General features: G+C 70.9%; 4 protein-coding genes. All 4 read right to left on the reverse strand.

Annotated features, from left to right (window positions below):
• Window positions 1-97: 97 nt before the first annotated feature.
• Genes G4D83_RS22895 through G4D83_RS22910 form a run of 4 tightly spaced genes read right to left on the reverse strand, consistent with a single transcriptional unit; the run spans window position 98 to window position 21,609 of the window.
• Complete coding sequence (locus G4D83_RS22895) at window positions 98-1,852, reverse strand: fatty acyl-AMP ligase (protein WP_163866940.1); 1,755 nt, start codon at window positions 1,850-1,852, stop codon at window positions 98-100.
• Entirely contained in the window at window positions 1,849-3,222 is a 1,374-nt protein-coding gene (locus G4D83_RS22900; protein WP_205522694.1) for an MFS transporter, read from the reverse strand. The genes G4D83_RS22895 and G4D83_RS22900 overlap by 4 nt, the downstream gene beginning before the upstream one ends.
• Complete coding sequence (locus G4D83_RS22905; RefSeq protein WP_163866941.1) at window positions 3,219-7,373, reverse strand: non-ribosomal peptide synthetase; 4,155 nt, start codon at window positions 7,371-7,373, stop codon at window positions 3,219-3,221. The genes G4D83_RS22900 and G4D83_RS22905 overlap by 4 nt, the downstream gene beginning before the upstream one ends.
• Window positions 7,366-21,609 carry a non-ribosomal peptide synthetase gene (locus G4D83_RS22910; protein WP_163866942.1) on the reverse strand — a complete coding sequence of 4,748 codons (14,244 nt, stop codon included), beginning with the start codon at window positions 21,607-21,609 and terminating at the stop codon, window positions 7,366-7,368. The genes G4D83_RS22905 and G4D83_RS22910 overlap by 8 nt, the downstream gene beginning before the upstream one ends.
• Between the last annotated feature and the right edge of the window lie 12 nt (window positions 21,610-21,621).

Here is a 21,621-nt window from a genome sequence, read left to right on the forward strand (position 1 = left end):
TCAACTCGAGGGGCGGATCGAGCGCGCCCCTCCGGTTGTCCTCCCAGTCGAGGCGGAAATTGCCTTCGGTTGGACTCGACGACTTCCTCGCCGCGATTCACCCCGGCCAGCGCTGGAACGAACCCTCGAGGTGCTTTGCCCGACAGGCCCGGCGCTGGACCTTGCCGCTGGACGTCTTCAGCACCTCGCCGTGCTGGAGCAGGACGAGCTCGTGGACGTCGAGAGAGTGTGCCGCGGCGACGGCCTGGCGCACCTTCTTGAGCACCTCTGCCTGCTCCAGGACGTGCGCTCCCGCTCCGTCTCCGGGGGGCGTGTACTGACGGTCCACTTCAATGAGTACCACCAGCTTCTCCTCGTTGGCCTGCTCCACCGAGAAGGCCGCGCAACACCCCAGCCGGAAGCCCTCGTGCTGCGTCTCCACCGTCTGCTCGATGTCTTGTGGATAGTGATTGCGCCCATCCACGATGATGAGGTCCTTCAGGCGCCCGGTGACGAACAGCTCTCCTTCTCGCTGGAACCCCAGGTCCCCCGTGCGCAGGAATCCGCCCTCGGCCTCGTGGCCTCGGACTCGCGCCTGGAAGGTCTCCGCGTTGTGCTCGTCACGGCCCCAGTAGCCCTGGGTGACGTGTGGCCCGGAGACCCAGATCTCTCCCACCTCGCCATCGGCACACGCCTCGGACGTCTCTGGATTGACGATGCGCAACTGGCCCCCCGCCCAACCCCTCCCGCAGCCCACCAGCGTCCGCGTGCCCTCCGCGCCGGGTGCGGCCTCGACGACGCGATTGCGCTCCAGCGCTCCCGCGTCGACGCCGAGGGTGCGGTGAGAGACCATGCGGGCCCCTCCCGTCGCATAGAGCGTTGCCTCGGCGAGCCCATAGCAAGGATAGAGCGCGGCCTTCTGGAAGCCCTGCGGCGCGAAGGACTCGGCGAAGCGCTCCAGCGTGTCCGCTCGCACGGGCTCCGCGCCGTTGAAGGCAATCTTCCACGAACTCAGGTCCAATCCCTCTCGCTGCTCGGGCTTCACCTTCCGGACGCACAGCGCATAGCCGAAGTTGGGCCCTCCGCTCACCACGCCCCGGTACTTGCTGATGGCTCGCAGCCACCGCACCGGGCGCTGCAAGAATGAATAGGGAGACATCAACACCCCGTGCGCGCCCAGGTACATGGGCTGCAACACCGTGCCGATGAGCCCCATGTCGTGGTAGAGCGGCAGCCAGCCCACGGTCGTCGCGCTCGAATCGTTGCCGAAGCCCTGGCGAATCATCTCCTCGTTCGCGAGCAGGTTCCTGTGCAACACCATGACGCCCTTGGGCGTCGACGTGGAGCCGGACGTGTACTGGAGAAAGGCCATGCTGTCGCCTGTGATTCGCGGCGGCCTCCAGAGCGCCTCCTGTCCCTCGGGCAGCGCGTCCACCGCCAGCCACCGCAGCTCCTTCAGCAGCGGGTACGTCTCCGCGAAGGCCTTCACGCTCTCCAGGATGTCGCTCGTGGTGAGCAAGAAGCGCGGCCTTGCGTCCGTGATGATGGAGAGCAGGCGCGCCAGGGTCTGCTCGTTCTGGGGAGGGTAGACGGGCACCGCCGCCACGCCCGCGTCGAGGCAGCCGAAGAACGACCCGATGTACTCCAGCCCCGGCGCGAACAGCAGCAGGGCCCGGTCATCGGCGGCCCCCTGCTCCTGGAGCGCGGCGGCGACGGCTCGGGAGCGCTGGTCCAGCTCCGCGTAGCTCCAGCGCTGCTCTTCGTCCTCGCCGTTCACGAGGAATGTGTACGCGGGCGCATCGGGCTGGACGCTGGCGCGCCACCGCAGCAGCTCGCTCAGCGTGGCGATGGACGGAGGAATGACGGCGCTCAAGGTGTGGCTCCTTCAGAAGAGGGGGAAATGGGCGGCGTCCCGGCGTACGGGCCGGAGGCCACCTCGCGCTCGGCCTCGAGCGCGCGCAGGGGACGGTGGAGGGCGACCAGGCCCGTCAACAGGACGGTCAGCGAGCCCGAGAGGATGAACATCACCGCGATGCCTCGCCCCGCGCCCGTGCCGACGAGTGTCCCCATCAGGGGGACCAGCGCCCCGCCTGGACGGAGCGCGGGCTCGAACACGAGGTCCGCGAGCGGACCGGAGATGGCGTAGGCGAGCGGCAGCATCATCCCGGTGAGGGCCCCGCTCATGGCGAAGACCCGGCCCCGGAGCGGCAAGGGGACGATGCTTTGGAGGATGGACTGGCTGGAGCCGTTGATGATGGGAATGCCGAAGAAGAACGCGAAGGCCACGCCCGCCAGCAAGGGGAGCGACGTCCCGAGCCCGACCATGACGAGGCACAGGCCGCACGCGAGCTGGAAGAGCAGGACGCCGTGAATCTTACGTCGAGGGCCGCCCCAGGCGCTCATCACCACGCTGCCCGCCATCAGCCCCACGCCTCCCGCGGTGGTGAGCATGCCCAGCGCCTTCACGTCCGCGAGCGCCAGCACCAACGGCGTCACCAGCACCTCGACGACGCCGGTGATGAAGTTGCTGCCCGCCAGGAAGCCGAGCAGCGCGAACAGGCCGGGCGTGGCTCGCATATAGGCGCCGCCCTCCCGCACCGAGGTGAGGAGGGAGGGCTGTCCCGCCTCGGACAGGGCGGCGGCGGGGCGCTCCGGGAGGCGCAACACGAAGAGCGGCAGGACGCCGAGGGCGAAGCTCACCGCGTCGATGAGCAGGATGCCCTCCAGGTCGACCACCGCGAGCAGGAAGGCGCTCATCAGAGGCGCCCCCAACTGCGCGCAGGCGAGCCCCAACTGGAGCATGCCGTTGGCGCGGCCCAGGTGTTGGGGCGGCACCATCGTGGAGACCAGCACCGCGAAGGCGGGCTGCTGGAACGCGCCGGCCACGGAGACGATGGCCGTCGTGACGTACGCGTGCCACGGGCGGAGCTGCCCCGTGAAGAGCAGCACGGCCAGCACCAGCGTCGTCAGGCCGGCCGTCAAATCACTCAGCAGCAACACCCGCCGGAGCTTCCACCGGTCCACCAGCGCGCCCGTCACCGGTCCCAGCAGGACACCCGGGAGCGCGGCGCACAGCATGATGAGCGCGAAGCGCGTCACGCCTCCCGTCGTCTGATACATCCAGACGCCCAGGGCGAAGCTGGTCAGCGAGGAGCCCAGCAGGGACACCACCTGCCCCAACCAGAGGGCGAGGGCACGCCCGAGCGAGAAGTCAGGCGCGGGCGCCACCGTGGCCTGCGTCATGAGCCACGCTCCGTGGACGTGTGCTCCAGGTGCCAGCGCACGCGCTCCGCGAGCTCGTCGACGTGTGGCGCGGCCAGCATCGTCATGTGGTCGCCCGGGACGTCCTCGACGAGGACGGGGCGTGCCGCGTGGTGCTTCCAGCCCCAGGTGGCGTCCTCCTTGAAGTCGCCCGGCAGGACACCGTCCTCCTCGTGCCGCTCCCTGGCCCGGAAGAGGGTGATGGGGGCGGGGCGCGCGTCCGCCGGAGGGATGTATGTGATTTCGTAGGCGCGCTTGTAGACCTGGATGAGGCCGCGCACCTGCTGGCTGTCCGCGTCGGGAGGCAAGAGGCCCCCTTGGACGAGCCGACCGGTGACGTGGGCCAATCGCTCCTCTGGGGAGAGCGGCCTGAGCGCCTCGGCGGAGACTCCCAGGTCCACGCCATACAGGCGGCCCGCGACGCTGGCGACGGAGGCCATCCAGTCCGTGTCGTCGAGCGCGGGCGCGTCGGAGGCGGGCTCCTCGTGCCTGGGCACGGGAGTGTTGAGGAGGCCCAGGAAGGCGACCTCCTCGCCGCGCGCCTGGAGCCGCCGCGCCATCTCGAAGGCCACCCAGCTCCCGAAGGAGTGGCCCAGCAGGTGGTAGGGGCCGTGCGGCCGCACCCGCTGGAGCGCCTGGACGTAGCACTCCGCCATCTCCTCGACGGAGGCGTGCGGCGGCTCCACGCCGTCCAGTCCCCGTGCCTGGAGTCCGTAGAGGGGCCGCGCCGTGCCCAGCCGCCGCGTCAGCTCCCGGAAGTAGAGGACGTTGCCGCCCGCGCCCGGCACGCAGAACAGCGGCGGTCCCTCGCCCCCGGCCTGGAGTGTCACCAATGGAGACCACGGGCTGTCGCCGTCTTGCTCAATCGCTCGCGCGAGCTGCTCCAGCGTGGGGCCCTGGAAGAGGACCGCCAGGGACGGAGCCTTGCCGAAGCGCTCGCGAATCCGAGCCACCAGCCGGACGGCGAGCAGGGAGTGTCCGCCCAAATCGAAGAAGCTGTCGCTCGCGCCGATGGGGCCTGTCCCCAGCAGCTCCTCGAAGAGCGCCGCGAGCTTCTGCTCGGTGTCTCCGCGCGGCGCGATGAAGCCCTCCGCCGCCTCGCGCCGGGAGTCTCCGGGCGGAGGCAGCGCCTTCCGGTCCACCTTGCCGTTGGGCGTGAGGGGGAAGGCGTCCAGGAGGACGAAGGCCGAGGGCACCATGTACACGGGCAGGTGCTGGCGCACGTGCTGACGGAGCGCCTCCTCGCCCACCGCGTCCGGTGCCGTCAGCGTGAGGTACGCGACGAGCTGCCCTCGGACGAGCAGCTCCACGGCGCGCACGCTCGCGTGCTCCAGCAGCCTCGCCCTGATTTCATCCAGCTCGATGCGGTGGCCGCGCAGCTTCACCTGCGTGTCGTTGCGCCCGATGAACTCCAACGTGCCGTCCGCCGCGTGGCGCGCCAGGTCCCCCGTCCGGTACAGGCGCGCGCCGGGCTCCGCGCTGAAGGGATGCGGGATGAAGCGCTCGGCCGTGAGGCCCGGCTGCCCCTGGTAGCCTCGCGCCAGCCCCACGCCGCCGACGAACAGCTCCCCTGGCACTCCGATGGGCACGGGCTGCAGCGCCGCGTCCAGCAGGTACATCTCCGCGTTGGGGAAGGGGCGTCCAATCGGGACGGTCTGCTCGCTGGGGCTGGGCGTGACGGACTCGAAGAAGGTGCTGTCGATGGTCGCTTCGCTGAGGCCGTACGAGCTCACCAGCCGCGTGTCCGGGCCGCACAGGCTTCGGAGCTGGGTGTACTCGCGCATGTCCCACGTATCCGAGCCGACGATGAGCAGCCGCATGAAGTCCAGCCGCTCTCCACGCTCCTGGAGGTGGGCCATCAGCAATCGGACCACCGCGGGCACGAACTCTCCGCAGTCCACGCGCTCTCGCACCATCAGCGCGTGCAGCCGCGCGGGCTCCAACAGCCACTCACGCGGGCAGAGCACGAGCGCCGCGCCCGAGCCGAGTGCCCGCGCGAGGTCCCCGCTGAAGACGTCGAAGGAGAAGCTCGCCATCTGCAGGTGGGCGCGCAGCGTGGGCAGCCGATAGTCGTGCTCCCACGCGAAGTAGGCATTCGCGAGAGCGCGATGGTCCACCATCACTCCCTTGGGCCGCCCCGTGGAGCCCGACGTGTAGACCACGTACGCGAGGTGCTCCGGTCCCGAGCCTCCCGTGGGGGCCGTGTCCGGGCGCCCCTCGATGGCGAGGGCGTCCTCGTCCAGGCTCACGATGGTGGGTCGTGGCGTGGGCAGCGTGTCGCGCAGCGTCCTCCGGGTGATGAGCAGCGCGGGCTGGCTGTCGGAGAGCATCAGCGCGGTGCGGTCCGGCGGATACGAAGGGTCCAGCGGGACGTAGGTGCCCCCGGCCTTGAGCACGGCGAGGACGGCCACCACCAGGTCGACGGAGCGCTCCAGGAAGATGCCCACGCGCTGCTCGGGGCCCACGCCCAGGGCGCGCAGATGGTGCGCGAGCTGGTTGGCGCGCCGGTCGAGCTGGGCATACGTGAGACGGCGCTCCGGGTCGACGACGGCGAGGGCGTCTGGCGTCCTGGCGGCGTGGGCCGCGATGAGGTGATGCAGACAGGTGCCGGCCGGGACGTCCAGGCGTGCCTCGTTCCAGCCGTGCAGCACTTGCTGTCGCTCTTCCGGCGGGAGCAGTGGCAGCGTGGCGAGGGGCTCGTCGGGCCTGGCGGCGATGCTGGCCAGCAGCGTCTGGAAGTGCGCCACCATGCGGTCGGCGGTGGTGGCGTCGAAGAGGTCCCGGTTGTACTCCCACGTGCCCTGCAGTCCGTCCGCTTCCTCGGCGAGCCAGAGCGTGAGGTCGAACTGGGCGAACGACTCTCCCGGGACGGAGTAGGACTCCAGCCGGAGTGCCCCCACCGTGGCCTCGGCCTCGGGGGTGTTCTGCAGCACCAGCATGGCCTGGAAGAAGGGCGGGAAGCTGGTGTCGCGCGTGGGGGCCAGCTCCTCCAGCAGCTTCTCGAACGGGACGTCCTGGTGCGCGTACGCCCCCAGCGTCACGTCCACCACTCGCCGCAGCAGCTCGCGGAAGCGCGGGTTGCCGGACATGTCCGTGCGCATGACGAGGGTGTTGAGGAAGAAGCCGATGAGCGGCTCGATGGCGGCGCGGTTGCGGTTGGCGATGTACGTGCCGACGCTGAGCCGGGGCTCGCGCGTGTAGCGGTGGAGCTGGGCCTGGAACGCGGCCAGCAGCACCATGTACAGCGAGGCCTTCTCCTGGCCCGCGAGCGCGCGCAGGCGCCGCGTCACCTCCGGGCTCACGACGAAGGCCCGCTTCCCACCCGCGAACGTGCGCACGCGGGGACGCGGCCTGTCCGTGGGAAGCTTCAACGGAGCGTCGCCGTCCGTGAGCTGTCGGCGCCAGTAGCCGAGCTGGGCATCCAGCACGTCCCCCTGGAGCCAGCGCCGCTGCCACACCGCGAAGTCGGCGTACTGGATGGGCAGCTCCGTCAACGGAGAGGGCTGTCCGCGCGAGAAGGCGTCGTAGAGGGCCGCCAGCTCACGCACGAGCACGCCGGTGGACCACCCGTCGGAGATGATGTGGTGCATCACCAGCAACAGGACGTGGTCCTCCGGGCCCAGGCGCACCAGCGTGGTCGCCAGCAGCGGCCCCCTCGCCAGGTCGAAGGACCGGCCCGCCTCCCGCAGCGCCAGCTCCCGGCAGCGCGCTTCACGCTCGTCGGCGGGCAGGGACGTCAGGTCCACCACGGGGACTTCGAGCGCCAGACGCGGGACGACGTGCTGCGTGGGTTCACCGTCCTCGGACGCGAAGGTGGTCCGCAGCACCTCGTGTCGGTGGACGACCTCGGCGAGGCCGCGCGTCAGCGCCTCCACCTGGAGCGGGCCGCGCAGGCGCACGAACTCGGGGATGTTGTAGGCCGGCGTCCCGGGCTCGAACTGGTCCAGGAACCAGAGCCGACGCTGGGGATAGGAGAGCGGCAGCGGCCCGGTGCGTGGAGCGCGGAGGATGGGGGGCGGGCCCTGCGTCGGCGTGGGCGCCGCGGTCTTCTGTTGCTCGCGCAGCTTCTTCAGCACGAGCTCGCGCTTCTCCGGGGACAAGCTGGCCAGCCGCTTCTGGAGCGCGTCACTCATCGTTGGCGCCTCCCATCAGCAACGCCACTTCCTCGTCCGACAGCCCGTCCACCTCGTCCAACGCGCTCGCGAGCGCCGCTGCGTCCGCGGCCTCCAGTCGCGCGAGGACGATGCGCTCGGCCAGCGCGGCGACGGTGGTGTGCTCGAAGAGGGCGCGCAGGGGCACCTCCACCTGGAAGGCCGCGTTCATCCGGGAGAGGATTCGCGTGGCCAGCAGGGAGTGGCCGCCGACGGCGAAGAAGTCGTCCAGCACTCCGAGCGACTCCAACCCCAGCACCTCGCGCCAGATGGCGAGCAGCGCCGCCTCTGTCTCCGTTCGCGGCGCGACCAGTGGGTCATCCACCGCGCGCAGGCCCGCATCCGGCGCGGGCAGGGCCCGGCGGTCCACCTTGCCGTTGGGCGTCAGCGGGAGCGCGTCGAGCCTCAGGAAGAGGGCGGGGACCATGTAGTCGGGCAGCCTCGCCCTCAGGAAGTCCCGCAGCGCCGAGAGGTCCGGTGCACCCGCGCCCACGAAGTAGGCGACGAGCCGAGCGGGCGCTCCGGGGTCTTGTCGCAGCAGGACCACGGCGGCCTCGACGGAGGGGGCCTTGCCGAGCACCGACTCGATTTCGGCCAGCTCCACGCGGAAGCCGCGCAGCTTCACCTGGGTGTCCGCTCGCCCCAGGAACTCCAGGTTCCCGTCGGGCAACCAGCGCGCGCGGTCTCCCGAGCGATACAGCCGCGCGCCCGGAGCGCCGAAGGGGTCGGGAACGAAGCGCTCCGCGGTCAGCTCCGGACGGAGGCGGTAGCCGCGCGCCACGCCCTCGCCGGCGATGTAGAGCTCGCCCACGACGCCCACGGGCACGGGCTGGTGGCGTGCGTCCAACACGTGGATGCGCACGTTGGCGAAGGGGCGGCCGATGGGGACGAGCCGCGCGTCCGCCGCCTCCAGGCCGTCGCTCTCGAACCAGGTGCTGTCGATGGTGGCTTCGCTGATGCCGTAGGAGTTGATGAGCCGCGTGTCGTCGCCGATGACGCCTCGCAGGCGGTGGTACTCGTCGACGTACCAGGCATCGGAGCCGGCGATGAACACCCGCATGGAGTCCAGTCGCTGCCCGCTCTCCTCCAGATACTGGAGCAGACCGCGCGCCACGGCGGGGACGAACTCGGCGCAGTGGATGTCCTCGTCACGCAGCAGCGCATACAGCCGCGCGGGCTCCAGCAGCCACTCCCTGGGGCAGATGACCAGCCGGCCTCCCGAGAGGAGCGCCCGGACCAGGTCTCCCGCGAACACGTCGAAGGAGAAGCTCGCCAGCTGCAGGTGGTTGCGGCAGCCGTCCTCCCGCAGTCCGTAGTCCCGCTCCCAGCCGAGGTAGGCATTGGCCCAGCTCCGGTGCGAGACCATCACGCCCTTGGGGGTCCCCGTCGAGCCGGAGGTGAAGACGACATACGCCAGGGTGTCGGGGCCCGCGAGCGGGGCAGGGGGCTCGATGGGGAGCGCGGCGCGAGCGTGCGCCTCGTCGTCCATCAGGTAGCGCGCCACGCCGGGTGCGCTCAGGGAAGCCTCCAACGCGCGCTGCGTGACGAGCAGCGAGAGGTGGGCCTCGGAGACCATCAGCGCCACGCGCTCCGTGGGGTATGCGGGGTCGAGCGGGACATACGCACCGCCCGCCTTGAGGATGCCCAAGAGCGCGACGTACAGCTCCGGCGCGCGCTCCAGGTAGACACCGACGAGGACCTCGGGGCCTACGCCGCGGGCTCGCAGGTGGTGGGCAAGGCGGTTCGCCTGCTCCTCCAGTTGCCCGTACGTGAGCGCCGCGCCTCCAGGGGCGAGGACCGCGATGGCGTCGGGCGTCTGGCGGGCCTGGGCGCTGAAGCGCTCGTGCACGCAGGCGTCCAGGCCGAAGGGGACGTGGGTGTCGTTCCACTCGACGAGCAGCCGGTGCCGCGCCGCCTCCGAGAGGATGGGCACCTCGCCCAGGTTCCGTGCCTCGACGGCGCAGAGGCCCACCAGCGCGGTGGCGAGCTGCTCCAGGAGCTGCTCCACGGCCTGCTCCTCCAGGCGCGGGGACTCGAAGTCGATGTGGAGCAGCAGCTCCTTGTCGGCGTGGGCCGTCAGGGTGAGCGGGTAGTGGGTGCGCTCCTGAGCGGTGACGTCGCGCACGTCCAGCGCGCTCGTGCCCTGCATCACCGACTGCTCCACCGGGTAGTTCTCGAAGACGAGGAGGGTCTCGAAGAGAGGCGTGCCACGAGGCACCTGACTCCAGCCCTGGACTCGCACGAGCGGCGCGGACTCGTGGGACGAGCGCTCCACCTGCGCGGCCTGGAGCTCCTTCAGCCAGTCCACCACCTTCATCCCAGAGGGCAGCCTCACCCGCGCGGGGACGGTGTTGATGAACAGGCCCACCATCTGCTCGACACCCGCCAGCTCCGGCGGACGCCCCGCCACGGTGACGCCGAAGAGCACGTCCTCCGCGCCGGCATGGCGCCCCAACACCAGCGCCCACGCGGCCTGGACCAGCGTGCCGAGCGTGACCTGGTGCCGCCGCGAGAAGGCGCGAAGCCGCTCTGTCGCGTCCGCGGGGACGAGGACCTTGCGCGCCCCCATCACCGGCGTCGCGCTCCGGGCCCGACCTCCCTGCTCGCAGGGGACTGGCGTCGGCTCCGTGAAGGCGGCCAGCTCCCTCCGCCACCACGCCTCCGACCTCGCCGCGCCCCGCTCGCGCAGCCAGCCGATGTAGTCGCGGAACAGAGGGGGCGCCTCCATCGGCGCCAGCTCGCGGCCCTGGCGGGCGTCGTACCGAGACAGCATCTCGTTCAGCACGCGGCCCACGCTCCAGCCGTCCAACAGCAGGTGGTGGAAGCTCCACACCACGCGCCACGTCTTCTCACGCAGGCGCAACACCGCCACCCGCATCAGGGGAGGCCGCGCGAGGTCGAAGCCCCGCGCCTCGTCCTCCTTCATCCACGTGGCCTGCCGGGCTTGCTGCTGCTCGTCGGACAGGGCTCGCCAGTCCGCTTCCTCCCAGGGCAGCGCGGCTTCGCGGTGGACCACCTGGTGCGGCTCCTCCATGTCCTCCCACGCGAAGCTGGTGCGCAGGATGGGGTGGCGCTCCATCGTCTCCTGCCAGGCGCGCCGCAGGGCCGCCACGTCCAGGTCCGTGTCGAGGGTCCACGCGGCCCGTTCGAAGTACATCCCCGCGCGAGGCTCCAGTCGCGCGTGGAAGAGCATTCCCTGCTGCATGGGCGACAGCGGGTAGAGGTCCTCCAACGCGGGGTGCTCGCGCAGCAGTCCATCCAGGGTGGCCTGCGTCACATCCGCCAGTGGGAAGTCCGAGGGCGACAGACGCTTCGCGTCCGCCGTGTCCCGCTTCGCCACCAGCTCGCGCAGCGCCTGGACGAAGCCCTGGGCCAACGTCTCCACGGTGGCGCGCTGGTGCAGCGCCTCGCTGTAGGTGAAGGACACCTCCAGCTTGCCTTCCAGCACGTGCGCGTTCACCTCCAGCACTTGCCGGCGGCGCCCGAGCGCACTCTGCTGCGCGCCCATGGACTCATCGGCGGGGACGAGCGGGGAGTCGGACGGCAACGCGGAGTCGAGCTGTCCCAGGTAGTTGAAGGCGACCTGGGGCTCGGGCACGGCCGCGAGCTTCGCGCGCACGTCGTCACGCCCGAGGTATCGCAGCAGCCCGTGGCCCATTCCCTTGCGAGGCACTCGCCGCAGCGCATCCCGCACGGCGCGGAGCCCATCGCCCGGCGTGCCGTCCGGCGGCAGCTCCACCGTCACCGGGTAGATGCTGGTGAACCAGCCCACGGTGCGACCGAGGTCCACGTCCTCGAAGAGTTCTTCGCGGCCATGGCCTTCCCACTGCACGCGGTGCAGGCGCTGCCCCGTCCATCCGGCGAGCGAACGCACCAGGCCGGTGAGCAGCACCTCGTCGACGCGGGCGCGCCACGCCTTCGGCAACTCCTGGAGCAGCGCGCGCGTCTCCTCCGCGTCCAGCGCGGCGTGCACCGTTCGCGCGGATGCGAGCGTGTTGTCTCCACCGGGGAGGTCCACGGGCAGCGGTGCCACGTCCGCGCCCCGGCGCAGCCAGAACGCCGCCTCTTCCTCCAGCTCGGGTCCCCGCGCGTGGGCCTCCAGCCGGCGTGCCCACTCCTGGAACGACGTCGTCTTCGGAGGCAGGGCCACGGGCTCGCCCTGGAGGAGTTGCTGGAACGCGGTCCCCAGGTCCTGGAGCAGCACGCGCCATGACACGGCATCCACCACCAGGTGGTGGATCGCCAGCAGCAGCCGGGTGCCACGGGGGCCCAGGTCGAAGAGGACGGCGCTCACCAGGGGTGCCTTCGCCAGGTCGAAGCCTGACTGCGCCTTCTGGGCCTCCTGCTCCAGCGCTGTCCGCTGGGTCTCCGCGTCCAGGGCGGACAGGTCCACCTCTCGCGGCTCCACTCCGTGGTCCAGGCCGGTGTTCTCCTGGCGCCAACCGTCCGGGGTCTCCTCGAAGCGCAGTCGCAGCGCGTCGTGATGCGCCACCAGCGCGCTCAGCGCATCGCGCAGCAGCTCTCGCTTGGGACGCTCGCGCAGGCCCAACAGGAGGGACTGGTTGTAGTGGTGCGGATGGGGGAGTCGCGACTCGAAGAACCAGCGCTGGATGGGCGTGAGGGGCACGGGGCCCGTCACCACACCCTGCTCGCCGCGAGAGGCTCCGGCGACGCCTACGTGAGGTGCCAGCGCGGCGATGGTCTGGTGCTGGAAGAACTGCCGGGGGGTGATGCGCAACCCGGCATCCTGCGCCCGCGCGATGACCTGGATGCTGACGATGGAGTCGCCGCCCAGCTCGAAGAAGTTGTCGTGGGTGCTCACGCGCTCGTGCGACAGCACGGCGGCCCAGATGGCCGCCAGCGTCTGCTCCACGGGCGTGCGCGGCGCGACGTAGGCGTCCTTGGTCTTGCGCTGCCGAGGGGCCTCGGACACCAACGCCCGGCGGTCCACCTTGCCGCTGGACGTCAGCGGCAAGGCCTTCAGCGCGATGAAGGCCGAGGGCACCATGTAGTCCGGGAGCCGCGATTCCAGCGCGCGTCGGAGCGCCGCCGGGTCCAGGTTTTCGTCTTCGTCGTCGGTGACCAGCCACGCCACGAGCTGGCCGCGCCCGGACGCATCCTCGAGCAGGGCGACCGCGGCCTCGCGCACTTCGGGCAAGTCCGTCAGCGCGGCTTCGACTTCTCCCAGTTCGATTCGGAAGCCCCGCAGCTTCACCTGGAAGTCGGTGCGCCCGAGGAACTCGAGGTGGCCGTCCGCCTGCCAGCGCACGCGGTCTCCGGTGCGGTACAGCCGCGCGCCCGGCGTGCCGCTGAACGCATCCGGCAGGAAGCGCTCGGCCGTCAGCTCCGGTCGGCCCAGGTAGCCGCGCGCCACGCCCACGCCGCCGATGTACAGCTCGCCCGGTACCCTCGTGGGCACGGGTCGTCCGCTCGCGTCGAGTACGTACAGCCGCACGTTGGGCCAGGCCTTGCCGATGTCTGGCCGCTCCGCGTCCACCTGCTCCCGCGCGGAGGCGCACACCGTGACCTCCGTGGGGCCATAGGCGTTGACGAAGTGACGGCCCTCCACCCACCGACGCGCCAGCTCCGGCGTGCAGGCCTCGCCCGCGGAGATGACGGACGCCAGCGTGGGCAGCCCCGCCGGGTCCAACTGCGCGAGCACCGAAGGCGTCAGCGTGGCGACGGTGATGGCCTGGGACACCAGCAGTCCCTGGAGCGGCGCGCCGGGCATGAGCGAGTCACGAGGCGCGAGACACAGGCGCGCGCCCGCCAGCAGCGTGGAGAACACCTCGCACACCGAGGCGTCGAAGCCGATGGCCGCGAACTGGAGCACCCGGCTGTCCGGCTGGATGCGGTGCGCGCGGATGGCGGACAGGGCCGTATTGCACAGGCCCTGGTGCGCCAGCAGCGTGCCCTTGGGACGGCCCGTGGAGCCGGAGGTGTAGATGACGTAGGCGAGGTGCTCGGGCGACAGCGCCACCGGGGGCGACTCCACTGGCTGCCGGGCGATGGCCGCCGCGTCCGAGTCCAGGCACACCATCAGCTCGGACTGGATGGGAAGCTCGTCCGCCAGGTGTTCCTGGGTGACGATGACCGGAACGCCCGCGTCGCGCATCATCATCCCAATCCGCGCCATGGGAGCGGTGGGGTCCAGCGGCAGCCACGCGCCGCCGGCTTTGAGGATGCCGAGCATGCCGACCACCAACTCGGGCGAGCGCTCCAGGCACAGGCCCACGCGCACCTCGGGCCCCACGCCCAGCGCGCGCAGGTGCCATGCGAGCTGGTTGGCGCGGGCGTCCAGCTCCCGATAGCGGAGCTCTTGTCCCTCGAAGCTGACGGCGATGGCGTCCGGCGTGCGTGCCACCTGAGCCTCGAAGAGGCGGTGGGCGATGCAGACGTCGGGCAGCGGGGTCGCCGTGTCGTTCCACTCCACCAACAGGCGTTGACGCTCTGGCTCGGACAGCAGCGAAAGGCGCGAGACGCGCTCCTCTGGCCTCGCCACCGCCCCCACCAGCACCTCGCGCAGGTGCTCGCGCATCCGCGAGATGGTGTCCTGCTCATACAGGTCGCTGCTGTATTCGCACAGACACTCCAGCCCGCGCGTTGTCTCAGTGACGACCCAGGTCATGTCGAAGCGGGCGGTGCTCGTGGTGCTGACCTCCTCCTTCAGCACGAGGCCGGGCAGCTCCAGATCCGTGTCCGGCACGTTCTGGAGGATGAGCTTCACCTGGAAGAGAGGCGAGTGGCTCACGCTGCGCTCGGGGTTGACCGCCTTGACCAGCTCCTCGAAGGGGAGGTCCTGGTGGGCGTAGGCGTCGAGCGCCGAGCGCCGCGTCTGTCGGAGCAGCGAACGGAAGGTCGGGTCGCCCGCGAGGTCCCCGCGCATGACGAGCTGATTGATGAAGAATCCAATCAGCCCCTCGGTGCCCAGGTGGTTGCGGTTGGCGATGTCCGTGCCGACCACGACGTCCGTCGCGCCCGTGTAGCGGTGCAGCAGGGCCTGGAAGGCGGCCATGACCGCCATGAAGGGCGTGACACCCTCGCGGCGGCAGAGAACACGCAGTGACTCGGCCTCGTCGGGAGCGAGGAGCGGACCCTGGTGGGTGCTGCCTCGGAAGCCCTGCACGGGCGGGCGAGGGTGGTCCGTGGGCAGCTCCAGGAAGGGCGGGGCTCCCGCGAGCCGCTCCTTCCAGTAGTCCAACTGCCGCTCCAGCGCGGGGCCGGACAGCCACTCCCGCTGCCAGCGCGCGTAGTCCGCGTACTGCACCGGCAGCGCGGGAAGCGGCGAGGGACGTTGCGCGCTGGAGGACGAATAGAGCGTCGCCACCTCGCGCACCAGCACGGAGAGCGACCAGCCGTCCGCGATGATGTGGTGCAGCGTCAGCAACAGCAGGTGCTCGTGCTCACCCAGCCGCAGCAGGGCGCAGCGGAAGCCAGGGCCGTGCTCCAGATCGAAGGGACGCCGGGCCTCCTCGTCCACCAGGTGCCGGGCCTGGGCCTCGCGGTGCTCGGGAGCCAGCCCCGTCAGGTCGATGACGTCCAGGGGTTGGGGCTCGGCGGGGCGGACGAACTGCGCCGGCGTCTGTCCGTTCATCAGGAACGTCGTGCGCAGGCTCTCGTGGCGCTCCCGCAGCGCGTCCAGGCAGCGTCGCGCCACCTCCACGTCGAGCGCGCCGGACAACCGGAGCACGGCCGGCATGTTGTAGACGGGGCTTCGGGGCTCCATGCGGTAGAGGAACCACAGCCGCTGCTGCGCGAAGGACAAGGCCACGGGGCCTTCGTGCGGGAGGGTCTGGAGCGGGGGCGGAGGCGGCTCGCCCGCGGCCCGCGCGCGCAGCGCCTGGATGCGCTCGGCCAGGCCCGCCACGGTGGGGGCCTCGAAGAGGGTGGCGATGGGCAGCTCCACCCCGAAGGCCTCGCGCACGCGAGAGACGACCTGCGTGGCGAGCAGCGAGTGGCCGCCCAGATCGAAGAAGGCGTCGTGGAGTCCGAACCGCTCCGTGCGCAGCACCGAGGCCCAGATGCTGGCGACCAGCTCCTCGGTGCCATTCCTCGGAGCCCGGATGTCGCCGCTCGCGCCCGACGGCGGCGCGGCCAGTGCTCCACGGTCCACCTTGCCGTTCGGCGTGAGCGGCAGGGACTCCAACGTCGTGATGCTGGCGGGCACCATGTAGCCGGGGAGCCGCCGTTGGAGGAAGGCCCGCAGGTCGCCTGGCTCCGTCGCCTTCCCGGGGTGGGGGACCACGTACGCGGCGAGGCGCTGGTCTCCGGGCTCGTCCTCGCGCACCAGCACCACCGCGTCACCCACGGCCGGGTGCTGGCGCAGCGTGGCTTCGATTTCTCCCAGCTCGATGCGGTGGCCGCGCAGCTTCACCTGTCCGTCGCGGCGGCCGAGGAACTCCAGGGCGCCATCCGGCAAATAGCGCGCGAGGTCTCCCGGGCGATACATCCGCGCGCCCGCGCGCCCGCTGAACGGGTCGGGCACGAAGCGCTCGGCGGTGAGGCCCGCGCGTCCCAGGTAGCCGCGCGCCACGCCCACGCCGCCGATGTACAGCTCGCCCGTGACGCCGACGGGCACGGGTTGGAGTCGCGCGTCCAGGACGTACAGCTCCGTGTTCGCGATGGGGCGGCCAATCGGGACGATGCCGTCCACCAGACCCGTCTTGCTCACGTCGTGGATGGAGCAGCCGACCACGGTCTCCGTGGGGCCGTACTCGTTGACCAACCGGACCCGAGGGGCCTGTCGCCGCCACAGCTCCACTGTCGCCGCGGGCAGCGCTTCACCGCCGACGACGAAGGTGCCCTGGAGCTCGGCCAGGGCTGACTCCGGCAGGAGATTGGACAGCACCTGGAGGTGGGCCGGCGTGAGCTTGACGAGCCCGTGCCGATGCGAGCGCAGCGATGACGCCAACGCCTCCAGCTCCTGCCCTGAGGGCAGCAGGTGGACCGTCCCCCCCGCGCACAGGGGCGTGAGGAGGCTGGTGAGGGTGGCGTCGAAGGCGATGGACGTGTGGACGGGAGCGCTCTGTCCCTCCGTCACCTGGTACTCCCGCCGTGCCCAGTCGAGGTAGTGGACCAGTCCTCGCTGCGTCACCAGCGTCCCCTTGGGCAGGCCCGTGGAGCCGGAGGTGTAGATGACATACGCCAGCGATTCACCGCCGTCGGTCGGCGGCGGCGCGTGCGTGGGTGCCCCCGAGAGCGCGTCCGAGGGCCCGTCCAGGACGACGGTGCGGGCGCCCACGTCGACGAGCCCTGGCGCGAAGGCGCTCGTGGTGAGCAGCACGCCCGCGCGAGAGTCCGACAACATGAAGGCCAGCCGCTCCGACGGATAGGCCGGGTCCAACGGCAGCCAGGCCGCGCCCGCCTTGGTGGCGCCCAGGAGGCCGATGAGCAGCTCCAGCGAGCGGTCCATGTGGAGCGCCACCAGGTGCTCGGCTCCCACGCCCAGCGAGCGCAGGTGCCACGCGAGCTGGTTGGCCCGAGCGTCCAGCGCCGCATAGGTGAGCGACCGCGCGCCGTCCACCGCGGCCACCGCGTCCGGAGAAGCAAGGGCGCGCGCCTCGAAGAGTGATCGGAACGTCGCCTCGGAGGGGAAGGGCGTGGCGGTGGCGTTCCAGTCCACGAGCAATCGCCGCTGCTCCTCGGGGGGCAGCGCGCTGGTGATGTGGTGAGGCTGGTCCGCGTGGAAGGCCAGCGCGCTCAGCACGTGCTGGAAGGCGGCGCCGACCTGCTCCACCTGCGCGTGCGCCAGCTCGACGGCGTTGTAGTCCAGCTCGAGCGTCAGTTCCTGCGTGTGGGGCTCGGTCTGGAAGTGGACCGCGAGGGTGGCGTTCGTCCCCTCGGAGCGGATCATTCCCAGCGCTTCCACCTGGGAGAGCGTGCCCGCCAGCTCGTGCAGGACGTGGAAGTGCATGTAGTTGAACATGACTTCGTAGAGAGGCTCGCGGCCCCACTGCCGCTGGATGTCCGCCATGGGGTAGCGGCGGAAGGGATACAGCGCGCGCTCGGCGTCGAACGCGCTTCGGACCAGCGACGTCCAGCTTCCGGGGGCCAGCCGCATCCGGAACGGAACGGTGTTGAGGAAGATGGCGCGCAGCCTGGAGCCGTCGCCCTCCTCGGGGCGGGTGTTGACGCCCATGCCGCTGATGACGTCGTCCTGGCCGCTCAGCAGGCCCATCACCTTGAGGTGGGCGGCGACGAGCACGCTCTTGAGCGGCAGGCCCTCGGCGCGGGTGAGCGCGAGCAGTCCGTCGTGAAGCTCTCGCGAGAGGGGCACCTTGACGGTGGCGATGGTCGGCGTGCCGGAGGCGAGCGGGCGTCGCCAGCGCGGCAGCCGCATCACCGCGCCGTCCGTCAGCAAGTCTCGCCAGAAGCGCTGATGGGGCTCCGACGCGAGCACCTGTCGCTCCATGGCCACGAAGTCCCGGTAGGTCAGCGTGGCGGGCAGCTCGGGGGGCGGCTGCCGTGCGTTCACCAGGGCGTGGTGGTGGTTGAAGATCTCCACCAGCGTGGAGTGGAGGCTCCATCCGTCGATGATGGCGTGGCACTCCGTGAGCGTGAACTGGAAGGACTGGTCGCCGCGCAGGTGGATGAAGAAGCGCAGCAGTGGCGGCACCGCCAGGTCGAAGTGGTTGCGCTTCTCGTCCTCCAGGAGCTGTCGGATGGCGGCCTCCTGCTCCGCTTCGGACAGGTGCCGCACGTCCACGACTTCCAGCGCGAGCTTCGCCTCACGGTGGACCAGCTGCAGCGGCTCGCTGTACGTCGTCATGTCGAACGACGTGCGCAGCACGGGGTGGCGCGCGACGATGACGCGAATCGCCTCCTCGAACAGCGCCGTGTCCACGGGCGTCTGCAGCCGCAGATGGAAGCTGTCCGTGTTGTGGTAGATGTTCGAGTCCGGCGCGAGCTGCATGTGGTACAGCATCCCGGCCTGGATGCGGGCGAGCGGATACGCGTCCTCGATGCCCGGCGGAAGCTTCGAGAGGTCCTCCTCGGAGATGAGGCTGAAGGGCTCGGTGCGAGGGAACACCTCGCGCGCGGGCTGCTCTTTCGTCGCTCCGGCCGCCTCGAGTAGCGCGGCCACTGTCTGGTGCTGGAAGACCTGCTGGAGGGTGAAGTCCAGGCCCTGGCGCCGAGCGAGCGTCAGCACGCGGATGCTGAGGATGGAGTCGCCCCCCAGCGCGAAGAAGTTGTCGTGGATGCCCACGCGCTGCACACCGAGCACCTCCGCCCAGATGGCGCACAGGGCGGTCTCCGAGGCGTCGCGAGGCGCGACGTACCGTGCCGGCTCCGCGCGCTCCTTCGAGGGCGCGGGAAGGGCCTTGCGGTCCACCTTGCCGTGGGCCGTGAGGGGGAAGCGCTCCATCAGGACGAAGGCGCCGGGCACCATGTAGTCGGGCAGGCGGGCCAGCAGGAACTGGCGCAGCTCGTCGACGCCCGGCGGTGGCTGGTCGCCGGTGGCGAGGTAGGCCACCAGCGAGCGGGTGCCCGGGGGCTCCTCGCGCACCAGGACGAGCGCCTCGCGCACGGCGGGGTGCAGGCTGAGGACGACCTGGATTTCGCCCAGCTCGATGCGGAAGCCGCGAATCTTCACCTGGTCGTCGATGCGGCCCAGGTATTCGAGCTGGCCGTCCGGCGTGAAGCGCGCCAGGTCTCCGGTCCGGTAGAGCCGCGCCCCCGGCACGTGGCTGAAGGGGTGGGGCACGAAGCGCTGGGCGGTGAGGCCGGGCTGGCCCAGGTAGCCGCGCGCGAGCCCCGCGCCGCCGACGTGGATTTCACCGGTGACGCCGATGGGCACCGGCTCCATCCGCGAGTCCAGCACGTAGAGCTGGAGGTCGGGGATGGCGAGTCCGATGGGGCTCTGCTGGGTGTGCGCGGCCTCCGCCGCCGTCATCGGCCGGTAGGTGACGTGGACGGTCGTCTCGGTGATGCCGTACATGTTGACGAGCTGTGGCCGCGCGTCCCCATGTCGCTGGAACCAGGGCATGAGGCTCGCGGGCTCCAGCGCCTCGCCGCCGAAGATGACGTAGCGCAGCGCCAGCGGCAGCGCCTTCGACTCCATGCGCTCTTCGGCCTGGCTGAGCTGGCGGAAGGCCGCGGGCGTCTGGTTCAGCACCGTGACGCGCTCATCGTGCAGCAACTGGAGGAAGGCGTCGGGCGAGCGCGAGGTGAGGTAGGGAACCACCACCAGCCGGCCGCCGTACAGCAGCGCGCCCCACAACTCCCAGACGGAGAAGTCGAACGCATAGGAGTGGAACAGCGTCCAGACGTCGTGCTCGTCGAAGTGGAACCAGTCCTTCGTCGCCTCGAAGAGGCGCAGCACGTTCCCGTGAGGCAGAAGCGAGCCCTTGGGTCGCCCCGTGGAGCCGGAGGTGTAGATGACGTACGCGAGGCCATCCTCCGAGACGTCAACCCCGGGCGAGGTGGTGGGCTGGCTCGCGAGGTGCTCGGCGGCGTCCTCCAGGACGAGCAGCGACACGCCGTCGGTCGGCAGCCGCTCCGCGAGGTGACGCTGGGTGACGGCCACGCGCATCTGGCTGTCCGTCACCATGTACGCCAGACGGTCCGCGGGGTACGTGGGGTCGAGCGGTACGTATGCGGCGCCCGCCTTGAGAATCCCGAGGATGCCGACCACGGTGGCGGAGGTGCGCTCCACGCACAGGCCCACCAACGACTCGCGCGTGACGCCGCGCTCCCGCAGGGCGTGGGCGAGCTGGTTGGAGCGGCGGTCCAGCTCCGCGTAGGTGATGCGCTCGCCTTCGTTGACCACCGCGATGGCGTCGGGCCGGCGTCGCGCCTGTTCCTCGAAGCGCTGGTGGAGGCTCCCCTCGCGGGGGAAGGACTTCAGGGCCGGCCACGTCTCCAGGAACTGGTGACGCTCGGGCGCCGTCAGCAGCGGCCATTCATCCAGCCGGAGGTCCGGGTTGCCCGTGACGCCCGTGAGCAGCGACAGGAGGTGGCCGCGCAGGCGCTCCATCGTCGCGCGGTCGAACAGGTCGCTGTTGTACTCGAGGACGCCGCGCAGCCCATCGGCGCCTTCCTGCAGGTCCAGGGTGACGTCGAACTTGGACGTGCCCGTCTCCAGTTCGATGGTCTTCAGGACGAGCCCTGGGAGCGTCAGCTCTCGCGGGGGCGCCACCTGGAGGTTGAGCGCCGACTGGAACAGCGGCGTGTACGCGAGGTTGCGCTCGGGCTGGACCTGTTCCATCAGCCGTTCGAAGGGCAGGTCCTGGTGGGCGTGCGCCTCCAGCAGCACCTCGCGCACGCGGACCAACAGCTCACGGAAGGTGGGGTTGCCGGACAGGTCCGTGCGCAGCACCAGCGTGTTGACGAAGAAGCCGATCAGCCCCTCCGTCTGGACCTGGGAGCGGTTGTTCTGCGGAGCGCCCACGACGATGTCCGTCTGGTGCGTGTAGCGCGACAGCAGGCCCTGCCAGGCGGCCAGCAGCGTCATGAAGAGGGTGGCGCCCTCTTTCTGTCCCTGGGCCCGCAACGCCGCGACGAGGGGCGGGGGAAGATGGAGGGGCAGCGCCGCGCCTCGCTGTGTCTGGAGCGCGGGCCGGGGCCGGTCGGTGGGGAGCTGGAGCACGCTCGCGCCCGCGAGCCGCTGCTTCCAGTACGCGAGGTGGGCATCCAGCGTCCCGGGCGTCGCCAGCCAGTCGCGCTGCCACTGGGTGTAGTCCGCGTACTGGAGGGGGAGCGGCTCCAGGGCCGGCTCGTGGCCCGCGCTGAACGCCGCGTAGAGGCTCGACATCTCGTGGATGAGGATGCCGAGCGAGCCGCCATCCGAGATGATGTGGTGCAGCGTCATCACCAGGAGGTGCTCGGTGGGGGCCAGCCGGAAGAGGCGAAGCCTCAACAGCGGGCCGCGCATCAGGTCGAACGGCCGCCGGCACTCCTCGGTGGCGAGTCGCCGCGCCCGCTCCTCGCGCTCCGCCTCCGGACCGTCACACAGGTCCACGAGGACGATGGGCGCGCGGCCCTCCGGCGCGATGACCTGGACGGGGGTGCCCTCTTCCTGCGCGAACGTGGTGCGCAGCGATTCGTGCCGCTCCACCAGCGCATCGAAGGCGCGCTGAAGCGCCTCGATGTCGAGCTTCCCGCTGAGCCTCACCGCTCCGGCGATGTTGTAGCTGGGGTTCTCCGGCTGGAGGAGGTGGAGGAACCACAGTCGCTGTTGGGCGAACGAGACGGGGAAGACGAAGGATTCGGCTGTCATGGCCACTGGGTG

Origin of the sequence: Myxococcus eversor, from assembly GCF_010894455.1 — a bacterium.
GTDB lineage: Bacteria > Myxococcota > Myxococcia > Myxococcales > Myxococcaceae > Myxococcus > Myxococcus eversor.

Coding starts and splice junctions, on each gene's coding strand:
- G4D83_RS22900 (WP_205522694.1), bottom strand. CDS start 3,222: ATGACGCAGGCCACGGTGGCGCCCGCGCCTGACTTCTCGCTCGGGCGT.
- G4D83_RS22905 (WP_163866941.1), bottom strand. CDS start 7,373: ATGAGTGACGCGCTCCAGAAGCGGCTGGCCAGCTTGTCCCCGGAGAAG.
- G4D83_RS22910 (WP_163866942.1), bottom strand. CDS start 21,609: ATGACAGCCGAATCCTTCGTCTTCCCCGTCTCGTTCGCCCAACAGCGA.